The sequence below is a fragment of the Arthrobacter sp. zg-Y919 genome (genome assembly GCF_030142045.1).
Classification (GTDB): domain Bacteria; phylum Actinomycetota; class Actinomycetes; order Actinomycetales; family Micrococcaceae; genus Arthrobacter_B.
In genome coordinates, this window is sequence record NZ_CP126242.1 from 492,668 (window position 1) to 510,909 (window position 18,242).

Below are 18,242 nucleotides of genomic sequence, written 5' to 3' on the forward strand. Positions count from 1 at the left end.
TACACTGGTGTTGAGCTGAGAGGCCCGGAAACGTGGCCGGCGTTGAGAGACATGAGGAATTATGACTGACCGGAATCCCAAGCCGACCAAGGCTGAGCGCACTGCCGCTGCCCGCGAGCAGGCGCGCGCAATGCGCGAAGCCCAACAGAAGAAGGAGCGGCGCAACCGACTTCTGGCGATCTGGGGGGTGGTGGTGGCCGTAGTTGCCGTCATTGCGATCGTGGCCGTGATTGTGGTCAACAACGCAAACAGCAAGATCCCTTCCGCCGGTGAGTCGCCGGCCAATGCGAACGAATACGGCGGCTTCACCCTGACGTCGACCACCGCGCTGCAGCCGACCGAGAGGTTCGACTTCGACACCGAGGACCTCCCCTCCCCGCCGGAGGAAGCTGCTGAGGACGCTCCCGTTCCCCCGGGCATCACGGCCGGCGAGAAGGGCCAGCCGGTGCCCATCGTGGAATACGTGGACATCAACTGCGTGCACTGTGCCGACTTTGCTGCCACGTACGACGACCAGATCTCCCAGTGGCTTGATGCCGGGGAAATCACCTACGAGTACCGCACCGTGGCCTTCCTGGACCGCAGCTCGGCCACCAACTACTCCTCCCGCGGCGCCAACGCGGCGGCCTGCGTGGCCGATGAAAGCCCCGAGTCCTACTGGGACTTCATGAAGGCCATCTTCGCCCAGCACGCCTCCGGTGAGGTGAACAATGACGGGCTTGTGGACATGGCCGCGTCCGTCGGCGCCGATACTGAGGGCATGGAAGACTGCATCGAGGACGACACCTACCGTCCGTTCGTGAAGTACGCGGACCAGTTGGCCCGCGTGGACGGCATCTCCGGCACCCCCACCGCATACGTCAACGGTGCGGAAGCGGACCTGAACACGTTCGTGGAAACCGTCCAGGGCGCAATCGACGCCAACAAGTAGTCTGCTCCGAGTCCGGGGCCCCCGTTCTGCGCGGAAACCTTCCAGTTTCACGCGGGCGGGCGCTCTGGGCTAACCTTGTGTAGCGCTGTTTGTTCGCACCTGTTTCTTGGGGTGGACGACGGCGGCGCCGCCGGCCTGGTCTTTCCGACCGCCGGCAGCGCCCCCTTAGCTCAGTTGGCCAGAGCACCTGTCTTGTAAACAGGGGGTCGCCGGTTCGAATCCGGCAGGGGGCTCCACGAAACCCCTCCTGATCAGGCGAAACGTCCGATCGGGAGGGGTTTTTCCATGTCCGGGTTCGGCTCCGGTCCGGGAAAACTGCGGGCGCCGGCGCGGCATAGGATTAACGGCGAGAGTTACTGCGCGCGTCTTAGGAGTCTCCAATTGGTTATGCCCCGGAACCTGTTCCTCGTCCGTCACGGACAGAGCGAAGCGAACGTTATGCAGAGGGCGTCCAGGGCAGGGGACCCGAGCCTCTACACCGAAGAGACCATGACCGTCCCGGACCGGTCGTGGCGGCTCACGGAACTCGGCGTCCAGCAGGCCAAGGTCGCAGGAGCCTGGATAGCCGAGCAGAATGTTGAGTTCGACCGGGCCCTGGTGTCCGTTTACACCCGGGCCCGTGAGACGGCTGCACACCTGGGACTGGACGTGCGTTGGGAAGAAAACCGCGTGATCCGTGAGCGTTCGTGGGGTGAGATCGGTCCCATGTCCAAGCAGGATTTTGCGCGGAAGTACGCACAGAACGCGGCGTACCGGAAAAACGATCCGCTGTACTGGGCTCCTCCCGCGGGTGAGTCCATTGCGAATGTCGCGGAGAACCGGGTGCGGAACATCCTCAGCACCCTGCACCGCGAAAACGCCCGGGACAATGTCCTCCTGGTCACCCACGGCGAATTCATGTGGGCGACGCGCCTGGTGCTGGAGCGCTGGAGCGACGAAGAGTTCCTGAAGCGGAATGCGGACAGGGCGGAGATGATCCACAACTGCACAGTCCTGCAGTACACCAGCACCGATCCGAAGGACCAGGACGACGTCCGCGAAAAGCTCAACTGGGTCCGGCGGTGTTGGCCCGTTCAGGTGGACGGGGAGTGGACCATGTTCGTCGGCGAGTGGGAAGAATTCGACCGGAAATACTTCACCGGCGAGGACCTCCTGGAGCGGGCTGAAGCCAACCGGCATTTCCTTGAAGGCTCGTTTGGCAGCTGAGGGCAACCTCGGCCGTGCTTAGGCGATAAAAAGCCGGGACCGGAACAGGCGTAACCACCCGGTCCGGCCCCGGCTCTGAAGACGGGATCTTCCTTCTTACTGCACCATTTCCAGCAGCGCCGAATACGAAGACTGGGCGCCCTCGCGGGTGGCAGCCAGTGCGCCGGCACGGGCCGCAAACTCGGCAGCCTGTGCCAGTGAATCACCGGCGGCGAGCCGGGCAGCCGTAGCGGCCGTGAAGGCGTCGCCGCAGCCGGTGGTGTCCACCGCCGTCACCCGGGTGGGGGCAATGGCAACCACGCGGTCCGCGCTTTCAGCGGTGCCGTCCAGTACGACGGCGCCCTCGCCGCCAAGCGTGATGATCGTGCGGCGCACGCCCAGGCGCGCCAGAGCGGCGATGACCCTTTCCCAGTCCGACGCCGGATCCGCCAGTCCCGTCACCAGCGCCGCTTCGTGGGCGTTGAGCAGCAGGACGTCGGTGAGGGCCAGCAGCCCGGCCGGTACCTCGCGGTACGGCGAGAGGTTCAGCAGTACCTGCGCACCGGCGTCGTGCCCTGCCTGCGCCGCTGCGGTGACCGCTTCGAGCGGCACCTCCAGGCTCAGGCACAGGACCGCGGCGTCCTCAAAGAGGTCCGCCGGAAGCTCGGCGCCGGTCACGGTGCCGTTGGCTCCGGGGGAAACGATGATGGTGTTTTCCCCGGCGGCGTCCACCACGATCATGGCCGTGCCCGTCGCGGTGCCGGTGCGGCGCAGGACGCGGGAAGCGTCCACGCCGGCACCGGCGGCCGCCTTGAGCAGCAGGTCCCCGTGCCCGTCGGCACCCACGGCTCCGAAGAGCCGCACATCGGCGCCCAGCAGGGCGGCGGCGGCGGCCTGGTTGGCACTCTTGCCGCCGGGAACAATGACCAGTTCGGACCCGTTCAAGGTTTCCCCGGGGGAGGGGAAACGATCGGTGCGGACGGTCAGGTCGGCATTAAGCGAACCGACAACTACAACTTTTCCGGCGGACATGCAGGGATTCTCCTAGGGTGGCGGACGGGGTCAGCGGTGGTCGGTCTCGGCGGGCTCAACCTCGGCGGCGACCGGCCTCGGGATGAGGAAGGATGAGGCCAGGGCCAGCGCCAAGATGACCAGACCGGCAATAATACCGGCGTAGTACCCGGTGTCCCCGGCGCCGTCGGCCGGGGTGGCAGCGGTCTTCACCGCGTAGATCACCGCGAAGCTCAGGCCCGCACCCAGGTTGAAGGCGCCGGCATTGAGGCCGGGGAGGAAACCGGGGTTCTCCTTTGGGGAGAGCACGATGCCCAGGCCGTTGAGCATGATGTTGCCGATGCCGGCGTAGGTGATGCCGATCAGCACGGACACGCCCAGCAGGCCCAGCTTCGAGTCGCTGCCAACCACCAGGAGCATCAGTGCCAGGGTGATGACCGAGCCGATCATGCCGATCCGCAGCACCTTGCCGTAGCCCCAGGTCGCCGCCAGGCGGCCGGCGAGCGGACCGAGCAGCAGTCCGGCGAGGGCATAGGGTGTCAGGGTCCACCAGGCGGACTCTTCCGCACCCATGCCGAACCCGACGGCGCCGTCCTGCGCCAGGGCGGGGATGATGCCGTTGATCACCGCGAAGACGCCGGTCATGGTCAGCAGTGTGGTCAGCAGCAGCGCCCAGGTGGAGCGCTGCTTGAGCAGGTAGGTGGCGACCAGCGGCTGTTCAGTGCGGTTCTCCACCTTCCAGAACACCACGAACGCGATCACGCCGATGACGGTCAGGCCAGCCACCAGGAGCCAGTTGGCATCCGACAGTTTGCCTGCCTCGTTGACTGCGGTCAGCAGGGTGCCCACGGAGATGACCAGCGGGACAACGCCCACCCAGTCCATCTTTTCCTTCTTCTCGGCCCGGGATTCGGGGGCCAGGAAGAAGAGCAGGGCCGTGGCGACCGCACCGACAATGGCCATGGCCCAGAAGACCGAAGCGAACCCGTGGTTTTCCGCGAGGTAGCCGCCGGCGACGGCGTCGACCCCGGCAATGCCGCCGTTGACCGCTGTGATGACGCCCATCAGGGTGCCGTACAGCTTGGGGTCGCGGATCTCGACGCGGAGCATGATCAGCGTCAGCGGGACCACCGGGCCGGAAACACCCTGGATCAGGCGGGCAATAAAGAGGACTTCAATGCTCGGTGCCAGGGCGGCCACCACGGAACCGATGGTCAGGACCACCAGCATGCCGGTCAGGACCTTCTTGCGGCCGATGATGTCGCCGAGGCGGGGAAGGAACAGGGAGAACAGTGCGGCCGCGGTGAAGAACGCGGTCTGCGTCAGGCCGACTGCCGCCGAGGTGGTGTCCAGTTCCTCCTCGATGCTGACCAGTGCGGGGGAGAGCATGGAGGCGTTCAGCTGGAACGCCACGCAGGCGGCCAGCAATGCTGCCATCAGGGCGCCGACGTTTACCCGCCGGCGTGCGGTTTCAGTCACCGGGTCACCTCTGCTTTGGGCTTGGTGTCTTCCGGCTCAGCCACGGGGGCGACTGCCTCGGAGCCGGTCTTGGCGGGCTTGGGGATCAGGAACGAGGAGGCCAGGGCAAGGCCCAGAATGATGACGCCGGCAATGATGCCGCCGTAGTAGCCTTCGGTTCCGGACCCGTCCGTAACGGTGGTGGCGGTCTTGGCCGCGTAGATCACGGCGAAGCTCAGGCCGGCACCCAGGTTGAAGGCACCGGCGTTGAGGCCGGGCAGGAAGCCGGGGTTTTCCTTCGGGGAAAGCATGACTCCCAGGCCGCTGAGCATGACATTGCCGATGCCGGCGTAGGTGATGCCCACGAGGATGGAAACGGCCAGCAGGCCTGCCTTGGAGTCGCTGCCGACCACGGGAAGCATGAGCGCCAGCGCGATGACGGACCCGATGGTGCCGATGCGCAGTACCTTGGCGTAACCCCAGCTGCCGGCCAGGCGCCCGGCGAACGGTCCCACGATGAGGCCTGCAATGGCGTACGGGGTGATGGTCCACCAGGCGGACTCTTCGGCGCCCATGCCGAAGCCCACGGCACCGTCCTGCGCCAGGGCCGGAAGGATGCCGTTCATAACGGCGAAAACGCCGGTCATGGTCAGCACGGTGGTCAGCAGCAGGGCCCAGGTGGAGCGCTGCTTCAGGAGGTAGGTGGCGATCAGCGGCTGTTCGGTGCGGTTTTCGACCTTCCAGAAGACCGTGAACGCGACGACGGCGATGACGATCAGGCCGATGACCAGGGGCCAGTTGGCGTCCCCCAGTTTGCCGGCCTCATTGAAGGCAGTGAGCAGGGTGCCCACGGAGATGACCAGGGGAACGACGCCCACCCAGTCCATCTTTTCCTTCTTCTCGGCCCGGGACTCAGGGATGACGGCGATCACGAGGGCGGTGGCAATGATGCCGACGACGGCCATGGACCAGAAGATCGAGGCGAAACCGTGGTTCTGCGCCAGGTAGCCTCCGGCGATGGCGTCGACGCCGGCGATGCCGCCGTTGACGGCGGCAATGACACCCATCAGGGTGCCGTACTTTCGAGGATCGCGGACTTCCACGCGCAGCATGATCATGGACAGCGCCACCGTGGGACCGGAAACACCCTGGATCAGGCGGGCGAGGAAGAGAACCTCAACACTCGGCGCGAGGGCAGCCACGACCGAGCCGATGGTCAGGACCACCAGCATGCCGGTGAGGACCTTCTTGCGGCCGATGATGTCGCCGAGGCGGGGCAGGAACAGGGAGAACAGGGCAGCGGCGGTAAAGAACGCCGTCTGCGTCAGGGCTACGGCAGCCGAGGTGGTGTCCAGCTCCTGTTCGATGGTGAACAGGGCGGGGGAGAGCATGGAGGCGTTCAGCTGGAACGCCACGCAGGCGGCCAGCAGGGCGGCCATCAAGGCGCCGACGTTTACCCGTCGGCGGGCAGTTTCACTCACAGGTCAACCTCGCCAATGCGCTGAAGTGCGTCGACAACCAGGTCCCAGAACTTCTGGTGGTCCAGGTCGACGGCTACGGATGTGTTGCAGTCGGCGGGAGCCGGTGCACGGAAGTCGGCCACGGTCATGCCCAGCGTCAGGGTGCCGGTCAGTTCCACGTCCAGCGGCACGCGCCGGGTGGTCATGACGGAGGGGTCAATGACGTAGGCAACGGCGCAGGGATCGTGCACCGGCGGGAAGTCGAAGCCCTGGGCGTCCTTGTACGCCTCGCCGAAGAAGTCGAGCAGTTCGCCGACGAACCGGGCCGGCTTGGTGCCGACGGCGGCGATGCGCTCGGCCACTTCGTCCGTGGCCAGTGCCTGGTGCGTGAGGTCGAGGCCGACCATGGTCAGCGGCCACTTCTCGTTGAACACAATGTGTGCGGCTTCGGGGTCGATCTTGATGTTGAACTCGGCCACGGCGGACCAGTTGCCTACGTGGTAGCCGCCGCCCATCAGGACAACTTCCTTGACGCGTTCGGCGATGCGCGGTTCCTTGCGGACGGCCAGGGCGATGTTGGTCAGGCCTGCGGTGGGGACGAGGGTGACGGTGTTCGGCTCATGGGCCATGACCGTGTCGATGATCAGGTCCACCGCGTGGCGGGGATCCAGTTCGAGGGTCGGCTCGGGCAGGTCGGGGCCGTCCATGCCGGAGTCGCCGTGGATGTCCGGGGCGTTTTCAATCGTGCGGACCAGGGGCCGGTCGCAGCCGGCGGCGAAGGGAATGCCTGTGATATTTGCAACACGGGCAATTGCCAGTGCGTTACGTGTCACCTTCTCCAGGGTCTGGTTTCCGACGACGGTGGTCACCGCCAGAAGGTCGATCTCCGGGCTGCCGTGTGCCAGCAGCAGGGCGACCGCATCATCATGCCCGGGATCGCAATCCAGGATGATTTTGTGGGGCATTACGTCTCCGCTTCGTTGAGGTTCTAGCTCCGGGACCGCAGTTCCGGCATTGCGGCGCCCGGTTGCGGGACTCCTGCAGCGGCCCGCGGCGGTGCGGACATGGGGGAGCGCCTGCCAGGCGACGTAATTAACGATATAGACGTATTGCGGACCACTCCGCCGGGGGATCTGTTCGGGCCGGACCGGACGCCGGCGCGATTTGCCATCTGCCGGTGCGGAATTTATGCTGTCTGCCGCTCTTTCCGCGTTTGCCCGGCGCGGGACAACCACCTCTCTTCCAGCATGGCGGATCAGTCTGCCGGCGACCAGACAGCAGGTGGAAAACCGCCCCCGCCCCGGGAGGGGCGGAGGCGGTCCGGTATGACGTAGGGCGCTACCACCTGACCTTTCGCTCCCGCGGGCCTTGCTTCGTGTTCGACCGGGTGGGCTTGTGGTCCTTGCCGAGACTCTGCCAGCCGGGCAGGGCGGTCTCGGGAGCGGAGGCGAGCTGTTGGGCGCTCGCCTCGCTCAGCCGGGCTTCGGCCGCGGGAGCGAGATGGATCTCGACGGGCGGCAGTACGGGGTGTTCGGATTTCGGCTTTTTCTCTTTGGGTGCACGCATGGGGTCCTCCAATGGCTCGGGGCCGTTGAGGTGATGTCAGGGACACCGTCCGGGGGCGTGCCAAAAGCACGCCGGTTCTACCGGGAGGAGATTTTCGGGGCAGACGGACGGACTCGGAGGCAGTGCCTCAACAAGCTCTCATAGATGGTTGTCTGCAGCGGGTTTCGAGCGCGCAGCGCTACTCGAATATCAGTATTCCCATGCGGCCGACCATAACAGCGTGTCCGCCCGCCGGATAGCCCTTTACTCAAACTTTGCTGCTTCAAACGGACGACGGCGGCACCTGGGGCCGGTGCCGCCGTCGCGCGCGGGATGAGGAAAGCCGCGGGTTTAGAAGGTCAGCACAATCCGGCCGCGCAGTCCGCCGGCCTCGAGCCGCCGGTGCGCGTCGGCGGCGCGTTCGGCGGGCAGGACGTCGGCGATCCGTGGGCTGAGCAGGTCTGCCTCTGCCAGTGCACGCAGCCGGTCCAGCTTTGCCCCGGAAGAGTATTCCTCACCCACCCGGATCGGATGCACCGTGATTTCTCGGCCGGGATCTCCGTCCCACCCGCGTACGGTGGCGAACCCGCCGCCGTCGCGCACCGCGTCCGCCGCGAGTTCGTTCATCACCGCGGCATCCGCCACGGCGTCGACGCCGTCGGGAAAGAGCTCCCGGATCCGGCCGGCAACGTCGTCGCCACGTTCCACCACATGGTCCGCGCCCAGGGCCGCCACCAGGTCGGCATCCCCTTCGGAGGCATCGGCGACCACGGTCAGGCCCGCCTCTTTGGCGAGCTGGATCAGGTAATTGCCCAGGGTTCCCGCTGCGCCGGTAATGGCCAGGACCGAGCCTTCGGCAAGGTCCAGCTTTTCGAGGATCTGCACCGCGGTGAGGCCGTTCATCGGCAACGTGGAGGCAGCTTCCAACCCGGTTCCGGCAGGGATCCGTGCGATCGAGTCCGACGGCGCCACCAGGTACTCGGTGTAGGCGCCCCGCCGTGCGGCCCGGGGCAGGGCCAGGGCCATGACCTCGTCACCGATCCGCCAGCCGGCGCCGTCACCCACCTCGTCCACCACTCCGGCGGCGTCCATGCCCGGAATATAGGGCGGTTCCAGCCCACCCATGTCCTGGGCGCCGGTGCGCAGCACCGTGTCGGTGGGGCTGACGGCGGCGGCCCGGACGCGGATGCGGACCTCCCCGGGACCGGCGTGCGGTTCGGGTACCTCAAGTACCTCCAGGACCTCGGGCCCGCCAAAGGCGCGGATGCCGACAATCTTCACGACGAACTCCTCTTGCTTATGTGGTTAGGCCGTGGGGCCCGGGATGATGCGCTGCTGGGCCAGGTGGTCAAAGAGCTCCAGGAAACGGTCTTCCGAATCCAGGCAGTCGGCAAAACCGGCCTGCCGGGCCTTGATGGTGGAGGAGACGTTGTCGAACTCCGAGCGGAATATGAAGTCGGCGAATTCCCAGCGGACCAGGTCCTCGTAGGGGATCGGCTCCAGGCCGTACCGTTCGGTCATCTGCTCCCACAGCCTGCCGTACTGCGGCATGGCGTCCGTCAGGGGTACGGGCTGCGGTTCCGCGTACTCCATACCGAAGTACTTGGCGAAGGCCGGCCAGAGCTGGCGCCAGCGGAACTGGTCGCCGTTGGTGATGTTGTAGATTTCCCCTGCCGCAGCCGGTTCCGAACCGGCCCACACGGCGGCACGGGCCAGCAGTTCGGCGTCGGTGACCTGGTACAGGGCGTCGTATGCCGCCACCGTCCCGGGGAAGCGCAGCGGCTGGCCCAGTTCCTTGCTGATGCTCGCGTACACGGCAATGGCCATCAGTAGATTCATCGGGTTGCCGGTGGCGTACCCGATGACGCCCTCGGGCCGCAGGACGGTCAGGGTGAAACCGCGCTCCGCGGCCACCTCGCGCAGCAGGTCTTCCTGGTCGTAGTAGAAGTTGGGTTGGATCAGCCGCGGATCCCGTTCCTTCGCCGGTGCATTGAAGTACCCCAGATGGGCGCCGTACGCTTTTCCGCCCTGGTAGAGCGTGACGTGGCGCAGCGGTGCGCCGGCGGCGTGCAGTCCGTCCAGGGTGTTGCGCAGCAGGGCCGTGTTGACCTCGGATAATTCCGCCGACGTCGGGCGCTCAATGTAGGCGCCGAAGACCAGATGGGTGGTGTCCGACGCCGGTGCCAGGCCCGCGCGGGCCTGGCACCGGCGCCGGGAACCGGCCGGCGGCTGGCGCCGCGGACCTTCCAGCCGCGGCGGGCGTACTCGTCTGCGGCGTGCCGTCCGATGACGCCGCCAGCACCGGCCACGAGGACCGCGCCCGGTGCCGGTGTGCGGGGCCGGGCCGCCGTGCGCGCCTGGTCCTGTTCGATGATGCCGGGCCGCGGGTTGGAACCGGCATGCGATTCAGCGGCCGGTTCCGGGATGGGTTCCTGGGACATTGATCCTCCTGTTGATTCCGTCATACCTGGTCAACGGCCAGTACTTCGAGACTATCGATCATCAGCCTGCTGATGAAAACCGGGAAGGCGAATCCGGCGGACGGATCCGGCCGTGGACGGTGGGGCCGGGCAACCAAACGTAGGCTGGAAACGTGAACACTCTTATGCTTCCGGACCGCAGCTGGGCCGAGACCGCCATCCGCCGCATCGAGGCGGAAGGGGCACGCTCGGCCGATACGCACCTGTTCCAGGTCCCGGTCCCCGCCGGCTGGTCGGTGCAGATCTACCTGAAGGACGAGTCCACGCACCGCACGGGAAGCCTCAAGCACCGGCTGGCGCGCTCCCTGTTCCTCTTCGGCCTGGTCAACGGCTGGATCACCGAGGGCACCACCATCGTGGAGGCCTCCAGCGGCTCCACCGCGGTCTCCGAAGCCTATTTTGCCCAGTTGCTGGGTCTGCCGTTCGTGGCCGTGATGCCGCAGACCACCAGTGCGGAGAAGATCCGGCTGATCGAGCACTACGGTGGACGCTGCCACTTCGTGCAGGAGCCATCCGAGGTGTACGCCGCTGCGGAGGCCGTCGCAGCCAGCACCGGCGGGCATTACATGGACCAGTTCACGTACGCCGAACGCGCCACTGACTGGCGGGGCAACAACAACATTGCCGAATCCATCTTTTCCCAGATGGCACAGGAGGACCACCCGCTGCCGGACTGGATAGTGGTGGGTGCAGGCACCGGCGGGACAAGTGCAACGATCGGCCGCTACATCCGGTATCACCGCTATCCCACCCGGCTGGCGGTGGTGGATCCGGAGAATTCCGCGTTCTTCCCCGCCTGGCGGAACCCGGGGGAGCCTGCCGCCGGGAAACCGTCCCGGATTGAAGGCATCGGCCGGCCGCGGCCCGAACCCAGCTTTGTGCCCGCGGTCATCGACCATATGGTCCAGGTCCCCGACGCTGCGTCGGTAGCAGCCTCGCGGCACCTGCGCCGGCTCACCGGGCTGCACGCCGGGCCTTCCACCGGCACCAACCTCTGGGGTGTCTGGCAGTTGGCGGCGGCCATGGAAGCGGACGGCCGCGCCGGAAGCATCGTCTCGCTGGTGTGCGATTCGGGGGACCGGTACGCCGCGTCCTACGGCGACGACGCCTGGCTGCAGTCCCGCGGACTGGACCCGGCGCCTGCCACGGCCATGCTGGAGGAACTGTTCCGGACCGGACGGTGGCCCGCCGGCACGAGGGATTAGAAGTCGAACATCCCGGACGGCAGCGTTTCCGCCGGCAATGGGAGCGGCGGGAGGTGGCGCTTGAAGCCGATGTGGGAGGCCTCGAAGCCGAGCCGTTTATAGAAGCGGTGCGCGGAGTCCCGCTGGGCGTTGGAGGTGAGCTGGACCAGCCCGGCGCCGTTCCGCCGGCCTTCGGCGACCGCCCAGTCCATCATGGCCGCACCCAGCCCGTTGGACCGGAGATCGGCACGCACATGGACGGCTTCCACCTGTAACCGGGTGGTTCCGCCTAGAGCCAGGCAGGGGATCAGCGTCAGCTGCAGGGTTCCGGCAATCCGCCCGGAGGAGTCTTCGACGGCGGCCAGGAAGTTGGCCGGGTCCGCGGCAATGGCATCGTAGGCGCGCAGATACGGCTCCAGGGCATGGTTCCCTTCCCGGTCGGCCCGTTGCCCCAGCGCATCGGCCATCAGCAGCCCGGAGATCGGCCCGACGTCGTCGCGCGCCGCCCGGCGGACACGGAAGGAACCATTGAGCAAAGAGGCGGGACGGATTTCCATGCCCGCCAGTCTTCCACAGCACCTTAAACTGCCTTCCTCCATTGACCGGGCGGGCCGTGGCCGGGCAGGGTTAATGGGACCGGATAGCCGTTGCCGCCGCTACGAGCCGCATCCCTGGGCCGGCGGCAGACTGTAGAGAGGCAGCTGTGGGTCAAAACCTCAGGCGGGTCCGCAGAATAGCGAAGGTGCAGTTCGGGGCCGCTGAGCCCATGGACAGTTACGCACACACCTGTGCCCGGCTCGATGCGGCGATTGCAGCCACGGCGGCGCGCCAGGATGTGCTGCGGTCCCAGGTCCGCGCGGCATGGGAAGTGATGCGCCACTACAGTGCGGTCACGCGGTCCTACGAGAGCAGGTTGAAGGCGCTGGAAGCCGTTATCGCGGAGGAGCGGCTGGAAGCCGGACAGGCCGTCGCACTCGCCGAAACCGCGCACCGCATGCACGACCTCGCGGTACGCATCGAAGCCACGGCGCGGCACCATTTTGACGTTGTCCGTGCAAAGGAATCCCGGGTGGAGGAATTGATGCAAAGACTGACAAGTTCCAAGTCGCAGTTGAAGCTGGCACGGACGGCAGAGAACCACCGAAACCGGCTGCGGACCCTCGAAGCGGCCAGTGAGCAGGACCCGCTCATCCGGATCCGCAGCCGTGACGACCTCGAGCTGCACGAGGCGGCCCGGCTGGCCCGGGAGGCAGAGGCCCTGGCCGGACTGAAGGGAGGCTGGTCCTGATGCCGGCGCAGATTCAACCCGTACTGGTGACTGTTCCGCTCAGCCCACGGCATCCCTACTCGGTCCGGACCATTGTGGGACTGAGCGTGTCAGCGGTGCTTTTCCTGCTGATGGGCGCCGGAGACCTGACCACGATGATCATTGGATTCGGCCTCCTGATGCATCCGGTCCAAGCTGCGACGGACAAATTGATCCGGTGGCCCCGGCAGGACCGGGCCGACGCCGAAGCCCTCACCCGGGTGGTCCGCGAGTATTTCTACAATGCCCCTGCGGTGGACGTGAAAGCGGTGCGGGAACTCGCCCGGACACGGCAGGTGCAGGTTAATGACGACAGTGGCGGGCAGTTGCGCATTGGGCTCACCGGGAGGCGGAAGCCGACGGCGGCTGGCAGCAGGCCCGAGGCCAGGATCTCCTTCAAATGCGGTGATGTGGGGTTGATGGACTTCGACCGGCTGCTGCAGAACGCCGAAGGCGATCCACAGGTCCGGCGGGCGACAGACCGGCTGCGCGGGACGGGTACCGGAGCGGCGGAGGCCGGTACAGCGGCCTAAAGCGGAAGCACACCACAGCCGTCCCGGGCAGGGTGCCAGGCCTGTGGCAGGCTTTGCGCCCGGGGACTGGGATCATGGAAGTATGCAGACTCTCAGCCTCCAGGAAGCCACCGCCCTCGCACAACAGGCAGCAGCCGTCGCCGCGGACCATATTCCCTACGGCTCCGGACTGGGCGCTCCTGCTTCCTTCACCTTGGCTTGGCTGATGGTGTCCGCCGGGCTGGAGGACGTGCGGGTGGCCAGCGGAAGCTCCGGCATGGGGGATCATTTCTGGGTGGAGACGGACCAGTGGCGCATCGATCCGACCCTGCACCAGTTCGCCCGCTTCAAGGACCGTCCACTGGTGGAACCGGTCAGTGAACCGGGCAACGTCGTCGCCGTCAAGTACCACGCCGTGCCGCGCTCGCGGCAGGAAGCGGTGCGGGAAGTGTCCTACGGCTTCCGCAATGCTGCGGAGACGGAAGCCTTCGTCAACGAGATGGCTGCGGCTATCCGCCTGTAGCCCCGGCCCGGATCCTCCGCCTGGCCCCGGCCGCAGACGTGGAAAACTGGAAGCATGCAGCCGTTCGACAAAGTCCAGCCCATTGTCCTGCTCGTGGATAAGACCGATCCCGCCATGCACCGCGACGCGGTGGCCGCTGCCGCTGTTGCCAGCGTCCGGGCGTACATGGCGACGGGAGACAGCGAAGCGTGGGAGAACTGGCTGTACGGGCGGTTCACGAAAACCGTCCGCCGCGCCAACCCCAGCACGTTCGACCGCCTCGCTGCCCACGCGCCCTCCGGCCCGGTGGCGGTGGGAGAGGCACGGGCAATCGCCTTCCAGCCGGTGACGTACGAGCAGATGCCCAAGAACCTGGCCAAGCTGCAGGTGTCCGGAACCCAGCTGCCGGATGGCGAACCCGCGCCCTGGCCGGAGCAGGCGCCCGTGATCGTGCTGAACGCTGACCTGGAGATGTCCACGGGCAAGGCCTCCGCGCAGGCTGCCCATGCCCTGCTGTCCTGGTACCTGGCGTTGGAGCCTGCCGGACGGCAGGCCTGGCAGGAAGCCGGTGCACCCGCGGGAGTGCGCTTTACTCCGGGGGAGCAGTTCGCTGCGCTCGCTGCCCGGCCCGGGGCCGGCCCGCTGATTGTCGACGCCGGAATGACCGAGATTGCGCCCGACACCGCAACAGCGTTTGTGGCTTCGGCCAGCTTCAGTACCGCCGCCGGCTCGCACGCCTGACGCCAAGGCCACGCGGACCGGGACCGTGATAAAAAGACTCAGGTGAGCGAGACCAAAAAGACCCGGACGCAGACAGCCGGACGCCGCAGCCAGCTGCCTTTCTGGTTGGTCGGCATCGCCGTCGTCCTCGTAGCTGTAAACCTGCGCCCCGGAGTGTCCTCCGTGGGACCGGTCCTGGCCGAACTGCAGGCCGGACTGGGGCTGGATGCCACAGCTGCCGGAGTGCTGACCGCCCTGCCCGGGCTGACGTTCGCGGCGGTGGGGGCGCTCGCCGTCGCCCTCTCGCGCAAAACCGGAATCAACGGGTCGATTGTCCTGGCTCTGGCAGTAGTGGCCGGTGGCCTGCTGATCCGTTCGCTGGTGGATTCGGCCGTGCTGTTCCTGGCCCTGACAGTCCTTGCCTTCGCCGGAATGGCAGTCGGCAACATCCTGGTCCCGGCGTTCATCAAGCGCCACGCGGGCAGGCACCTGCCCGTCTTGAACTCCGTGTACGGCACCACCCTCGCCCTGGGGGCCACCCTGCCGCTGCTGTTCGGGGGTGTGCTGGCCGGTTCCGGTCCGGCGGGCTGGCGGCTGAGCTTGGGGTTCTGGGGTGCCGCGGCACTGGCGGCGTTTGTGCTGTGGGCCCTCCTGGCGCTGCGGGCGGGACGGGACCCGGTGGTTGCCGGAGAACCGGGCCGCCCCAAGCGTGCCCGGATGTGGTCTTCGCCCACCGCCGTCGCCCTCAGCATTTTCTTCGGAGTGCAGTCCATGAACGCATACGTCCAGTTCGGCTGGATGGCACAGATCTACCGCGACGCCGGCCTGGACCAGGGGTCCGCCGGATTGATGGCGGCGATCATTGCCGGTCTCGGCATACCGGGCGGGCTGATCATGCCGGCCCTCGTGGCCCGCTCCCCGAGGCTGCGGTTCTACATCGCCGGCCTGGGCGGTTTTATGCTCGTCGGCTACAGCGGCCTGTTGCTGGGTCCGGACACGCTGCCGTGGCTGTGGGCGCTCTGCCTGGGGATCGGCGGGTTTGCCTTTCCCACCGCACTGGCCCTGATTACCGCCCGGTCCCGCGAGCCCCGGACCACCGCGCAGCTCTCCGGCTTTATTCAGCCCGTGGGCTATTTGCTGGCGGCCCTGGGACCGTTCGCGATTGGCGCCCTACACGACGTCTCGGGCAGCTGGACCCTGCCGCTGGCCATCCTCCTGGCCTCCAGCGTCGTGATGGTGGCGGCGGGGGTCCGCGCCGCCGCACCCCGGTTTGTGGATGACGAGCTGGGGACTGCCCCAACGCCCCGGTGACAGGCCCCGGTGGGTCAGCGCAGGTAGGAGGCGCCGTTGACGTCGATCACCGTGCCGCTGACCCACAGCGGGGCGTCCGTGGCGAGCCAGGCTGCGGTGGCCGCCACTTCCTCCGGCTCCGCGACCCGGTTGAACGGACTCTGCGCCCGGATGGCGGCGCCGCGGGCGCCCTCCAGATCGGGGCGCCCCATCCGGGTGTCCACGAACCCGGGTGCGACGGCGGCGGAAAAGATCCCGTGCGGGGCCAGCGCCACGGCAAGGGACTGGGTGAGGGAGTGCAGTCCTGCCTTGCTGGCACCGTAGGCCGGGTTCTCCGGCTCCCCGCGGTAGGCGCCACGTGATCCCACGTTCACGAGCCGTCCGCCCGCCGGGCCTTCGGGCCGCTGGAGCAGGTGCTCGGCCATCAGCCGGCACAGGTTCGCCGGTGCCATGAGGTTCACGTCAATGGTCTGCCGCCAGGTCGCCTGCCAGTCCTCAAAGGACCCGGACGTCACGGGCTGGGCGCGGAAAATCCCGGCGTTGTTCACCAGGACGTCCAGCCCGCCCAGCTGATCCACGGCATCCGCGAAAACCCGCTCGCACTCGGCAGGGGAGGCCAGATCTCCGACGACGACGTGCCCGGTCCCGGGCAGCGCATCCGCCACTGCCTGGGCGGCCCCGGCGTCGTGCCCGGCGTGGACCGCGACCGTGCAGCCCGCTTCCGCCAGTGCTGCCGCGATTGCCGATCCGATGCCCCGGCCCGCGCCGGTGACCAAAATATTTGTACCCATGGGCCGAGCGTACCCGCCGGGTGCCGTACCCGCAGAGGGCTAGGGGACTGCTTTCCGTGAGGCTTCCAGTGCGCGGATCAGGGTGGCGGTGTCATAGGGTCCGTGGTGCCGGCGGTGCCCAACGAAGAACGTTGGTGTGCCGTGCAGGTCCATGGACTCGGCGTCGAGGGCATCATCCAGTACCCGGTTGCTGACCTTCGCCGAGCGGAGGTCCGCTTCGAACCGGTCCATGTCCAGGCCCAGGCTTTCGGCCGCGGCCAGCAGGTCTTCGGGGAGCAGGTCGTCCTGGTGCTCGAAGAGGTGGGCGCTGTAGTCCCGGAAGTGCCCCTGCCGTCCCGCGGCCTCTGCTGCTTCGGCGGCCGCGACGGCGTGGGGATGGACCCGCGACAGGGGGAGGTGGCGCCAGACATAGCGCAGCTCGGAACCGAAATGCTCGCGCACCTCCAGGATGGTCCCGGTGGCCCGGCTGCAGAAGGGGCACTCATAGTCCCCGTATTCCACCAGGGTCAACGGAGCATCCGGGGGTCCCACAATGTGGTCCCGGGACGGGTCCACGGGCCGGGCCAGCACTTCACCCAGTGGAACGGCAGGGCGCCGCCGCTCCACGATCCGGAAGATGATGGTTCCGGCGGCAAACGCCAGCAGTGACCCGGCCAGAACGGCGACGCGTGCCTCGTTCTGCACCGCGGGGTCGTCAATGGCCAGGCCGATGATGAAGAGGGCGATGGTGAATCCGATACCGGACAGGGCGGCACCGCCGGCAATGCGACCCAGTGTCAGGCCGGGGCCGAATTCGCCGATCCGCAGCCGGCGCAGCATTGCTGCGGCGCCGAAAATCCCGGTGAACTTTCCCAGCACCAGACCGCAGACTATGCCCCAGGCGAGTGGGGAGTGGAGGGCCCGGTCCAGCGTGGCGCCGTCCAGTTTGACCCCCGCGTTGGCCAGGGCGAACAAGGGCAGGATCAGGTAATCCACGTACGGGGTGTACGCGCTGTGCAGCCGGTCGTTGATGGAGATGGACTCCCGAACGCTGTTCACGGCGGCCCGGGCGTACCCGGAATTGGGTGACTGCCGGAAAATCCGGGTGACCTCCAGGGCACGCTCCACGTCCCGCCGGGCGGGTGGAAACACCGGGACCAGCAGGGCAATCCCGACGCCGGCCAGCGTCGGATGCACGCCCGAGGCGTAGAAAGCCAGCCAGACGAGGACCGCCAGCACGGCGTATACGGCTCCACGCCCGTAGGGCAGATACCGGGTCAGTCCCACAGCCGCGAGCCCGGCAAAGGCCAGCAGCAGCGGTACTACTTCCAGATGGTCCGTATAGACCAGGGCAATGATGCTGAGCGCAGCGACGTCGTCGACCACCGCAAGCGTCAGGAGGAAGATCCGCAGCCGGCCGGGTACCCGGGGACCGGCGATCGCCAGCGCACCCAGGAGGAACGCAGTGTCGGTGGAGATGACCACACCCCACGCGCCGGCATCCTCGGTCCCGCCGGTGAACAGCAGGAAGACTGCGGCCGGTACGGCGATTCCCGCTGCCGCAGCCACCACCGGAACCACCGCCCGTGACCGGTTGGTCAGTTCCCCCAGGGCGAATTCCCGCCGCACCTCCAAGCCCACTACAAAAAAGAACACGGCCATGAGTGCGTCGTTGATCAGCTCCCGGGCCGTCAGTTCCAGGATCATGCTGCCGGCACGTACCTCAACGGTGGTTTCCCAGAACTCGTTGTACGAGGCGGCAAACGGCGCGTTGGCCCACAGCACCGCCAGGATGGTGGCCAGCAGCAGCAGGGCGGCAGGACGCTTCTCCCCAGCGCCGTTGGCGGGGGCAGAGGTGGAGGCGATGCGGTGCGGGCGGGCCAGCACC

General features: G+C 67.3%; 18 protein-coding genes and 1 tRNA gene. 9 read left to right on the forward strand and 10 right to left on the reverse strand.

From position 1 onward, the window contains the following. Nucleotides 1-61 precede the first annotated feature (61 nt). The 3 genes from QNO10_RS02370 to QNO10_RS02380 all read left to right on the forward strand — a co-directional run bounded on the left by QNO10_RS02370 (nt 62) and on the right by QNO10_RS02380 (nt 2,137). The gene (locus QNO10_RS02370) at nt 62-931 is read left to right on the forward strand and encodes a DsbA family protein (protein ID WP_229949115.1); all 870 of its coding nucleotides are present in this window, start codon (nt 62-64) and stop codon (nt 929-931) included. A 159-nt stretch (nt 932-1,090) separates the two neighbouring features. Further along, nucleotides 1,091-1,167, forward strand: a tRNA-Thr gene (locus QNO10_RS02375). A 151-nt stretch (nt 1,168-1,318) separates the two neighbouring features. Beyond that, nucleotides 1,319-2,137: a histidine phosphatase family protein gene (locus tag QNO10_RS02380; RefSeq protein WP_229949116.1), complete on the forward strand. Its 819-nt coding sequence runs from the start codon at nt 1,319-1,321 to the stop codon at nt 2,135-2,137. A gap of 96 nt (nt 2,138-2,233) precedes the next feature. Here QNO10_RS02380 and QNO10_RS02385 read toward each other — a convergent pair whose 3' ends face one another. From QNO10_RS02385 to QNO10_RS14600, 7 genes are all read right to left on the reverse strand, one after another. Continuing rightward, nucleotides 2,234-3,148: a ribokinase gene (locus QNO10_RS02385; protein ID WP_229949117.1), complete on the reverse strand. Its 915-nt coding sequence runs from the start codon at nt 3,146-3,148 to the stop codon at nt 2,234-2,236. A gap of 30 nt (nt 3,149-3,178) precedes the next feature. Then, nucleotides 3,179-4,606 carry a uridine transporter UriT gene (uriT, locus tag QNO10_RS02390; RefSeq protein WP_283995885.1) on the reverse strand — a complete coding sequence of 476 codons (1,428 nt, stop codon included), beginning with the start codon at nt 4,604-4,606 and terminating at the stop codon, nt 3,179-3,181. After that, on the reverse strand, nt 4,603-6,066 hold the full coding sequence (gene uriT, locus QNO10_RS02395) for a uridine transporter UriT (RefSeq protein WP_283995886.1): 1,464 nt from the start codon (nt 6,064-6,066) through the stop codon (nt 4,603-4,605). The genes uriT (QNO10_RS02390) and uriT (QNO10_RS02395) overlap by 4 nt, the downstream gene beginning before the upstream one ends. Continuing rightward, complete coding sequence (gene uriH, locus QNO10_RS02400; RefSeq protein ID WP_229949118.1) at nt 6,063-7,010, reverse strand: uridine-preferring nucleoside hydrolase UriH; 948 nt, start codon at nt 7,008-7,010, stop codon at nt 6,063-6,065. Before uriH ends, uriT (QNO10_RS02395) begins: the two co-directional genes overlap by 4 nt. Nucleotides 7,011-7,383: 373 nt before the next feature. Beyond that, the gene (locus tag QNO10_RS02405) at nt 7,384-7,611 is read right to left on the reverse strand and encodes a hypothetical protein (protein ID WP_229949119.1); all 228 of its coding nucleotides are present in this window, start codon (nt 7,609-7,611) and stop codon (nt 7,384-7,386) included. A 330-nt stretch (nt 7,612-7,941) separates the two neighbouring features. Continuing rightward, nucleotides 7,942-8,871, reverse strand: a complete 930-nt coding sequence (locus QNO10_RS02410) for an NADP-dependent oxidoreductase (protein WP_229949120.1) — start codon at nt 8,869-8,871, stop codon at nt 7,942-7,944. 24 nt (nt 8,872-8,895) lie between these two features. After that, nucleotides 8,896-9,996: an SDR family oxidoreductase gene (locus QNO10_RS14600; protein WP_502864969.1), complete on the reverse strand. Its 1,101-nt coding sequence runs from the start codon at nt 9,994-9,996 to the stop codon at nt 8,896-8,898. A 187-nt stretch (nt 9,997-10,183) separates the two neighbouring features. Here QNO10_RS14600 and cds1 point away from each other — a divergent pair, with 187 nt between their 5' ends. Continuing rightward, a complete protein-coding gene (cds1, locus tag QNO10_RS02420; RefSeq protein ID WP_283995887.1) occupies nt 10,184-11,275 on the forward strand; it encodes an L-cysteine desulfhydrase Cds1 in 1,092 nt (363 codons plus the stop codon). On the opposite strand, the gene QNO10_RS02425 is transcribed toward cds1, so the two are convergent. Then, entirely contained in the window at nt 11,272-11,811 is a 540-nt protein-coding gene (locus QNO10_RS02425; protein ID WP_229949124.1) for a GNAT family N-acetyltransferase, read from the reverse strand. The genes cds1 and QNO10_RS02425 overlap by 4 nt on opposite strands. A 209-nt stretch (nt 11,812-12,020) precedes the next feature. Here QNO10_RS02425 and QNO10_RS02430 point away from each other — a divergent pair, with 209 nt between their 5' ends. From QNO10_RS02430 to QNO10_RS02450, 5 genes are all read left to right on the forward strand, one after another. After that, on the forward strand, nt 12,021-12,542 hold the full coding sequence (locus QNO10_RS02430) for a hypothetical protein (protein ID WP_229949126.1): 522 nt from the start codon (nt 12,021-12,023) through the stop codon (nt 12,540-12,542). Then, a complete protein-coding gene (locus QNO10_RS02435) occupies nt 12,542-13,093 on the forward strand; it encodes a hypothetical protein (protein WP_229949129.1) in 552 nt (183 codons plus the stop codon). Before QNO10_RS02430 ends, QNO10_RS02435 begins: the two co-directional genes overlap by 1 nt. Nucleotides 13,094-13,175: 82 nt before the next feature. Continuing rightward, nucleotides 13,176-13,595 carry a hypothetical protein gene (locus QNO10_RS02440; protein WP_229949131.1) on the forward strand — a complete coding sequence of 140 codons (420 nt, stop codon included), beginning with the start codon at nt 13,176-13,178 and terminating at the stop codon, nt 13,593-13,595. Nucleotides 13,596-13,649: 54 nt separating this feature from the next. Then, nucleotides 13,650-14,315, forward strand: a complete 666-nt coding sequence (locus QNO10_RS02445; protein ID WP_229949133.1) for a peptidyl-tRNA hydrolase — start codon at nt 13,650-13,652, stop codon at nt 14,313-14,315. Nucleotides 14,316-14,357: 42 nt separating this feature from the next. Further along, nucleotides 14,358-15,605: an MFS transporter gene (locus tag QNO10_RS02450; RefSeq protein WP_229949146.1), complete on the forward strand. Its 1,248-nt coding sequence runs from the start codon at nt 14,358-14,360 to the stop codon at nt 15,603-15,605. Between the two features lie 14 nt (nt 15,606-15,619). Here the strand turns inward: QNO10_RS02450 and QNO10_RS02455 are convergent, their stop codons facing one another. Both QNO10_RS02455 and nhaA read right to left on the reverse strand, forming a co-directional pair. Further along, complete coding sequence (locus tag QNO10_RS02455; protein ID WP_229949149.1) at nt 15,620-16,375, reverse strand: SDR family NAD(P)-dependent oxidoreductase; 756 nt, start codon at nt 16,373-16,375, stop codon at nt 15,620-15,622. A 39-nt stretch (nt 16,376-16,414) separates the two neighbouring features. Next, the gene (nhaA, locus tag QNO10_RS02460) at nt 16,415-18,241 is read right to left on the reverse strand and encodes a Na+/H+ antiporter NhaA (protein WP_229949153.1); all 1,827 of its coding nucleotides are present in this window, start codon (nt 18,239-18,241) and stop codon (nt 16,415-16,417) included. Nucleotide 18,242 lies beyond the last annotated feature (1 nt).

What these genes read in the sequence shown, in the direction of transcription:
- uriH (WP_229949118.1), bottom strand. Translation starts at nt 7,010, where the DNA reads ATGCCCCACAAAATCATCCTGGATTGCGATCCCGGGCATGATGATGCG.
- QNO10_RS02385 (WP_229949117.1), bottom strand. Translation starts at nt 3,148, where the DNA reads ATGTCCGCCGGAAAAGTTGTAGTTGTCGGTTCGCTTAATGCCGACCTG.
- QNO10_RS02435 (WP_229949129.1), top strand. Translation starts at nt 12,542, where the DNA reads ATGCCGGCGCAGATTCAACCCGTACTGGTGACTGTTCCGCTCAGCCCA.
- QNO10_RS02370 (WP_229949115.1), top strand. Translation starts at nt 62, where the DNA reads ATGACTGACCGGAATCCCAAGCCGACCAAGGCTGAGCGCACTGCCGCT.
- QNO10_RS02440 (WP_229949131.1), top strand. Translation starts at nt 13,176, where the DNA reads ATGCAGACTCTCAGCCTCCAGGAAGCCACCGCCCTCGCACAACAGGCA.
- QNO10_RS02405 (WP_229949119.1), bottom strand. Translation starts at nt 7,611, where the DNA reads ATGCGTGCACCCAAAGAGAAAAAGCCGAAATCCGAACACCCCGTACTG.
- QNO10_RS02455 (WP_229949149.1), bottom strand. Translation starts at nt 16,375, where the DNA reads ATGGGTACAAATATTTTGGTCACCGGCGCGGGCCGGGGCATCGGATCG.
- QNO10_RS02380 (WP_229949116.1), top strand. Translation starts at nt 1,319, where the DNA reads ATGCCCCGGAACCTGTTCCTCGTCCGTCACGGACAGAGCGAAGCGAAC.
- QNO10_RS02445 (WP_229949133.1), top strand. Translation starts at nt 13,650, where the DNA reads ATGCAGCCGTTCGACAAAGTCCAGCCCATTGTCCTGCTCGTGGATAAG.
- QNO10_RS02430 (WP_229949126.1), top strand. Translation starts at nt 12,021, where the DNA reads ATGGACAGTTACGCACACACCTGTGCCCGGCTCGATGCGGCGATTGCA.
- QNO10_RS02425 (WP_229949124.1), bottom strand. Translation starts at nt 11,811, where the DNA reads ATGGAAATCCGTCCCGCCTCTTTGCTCAATGGTTCCTTCCGTGTCCGC.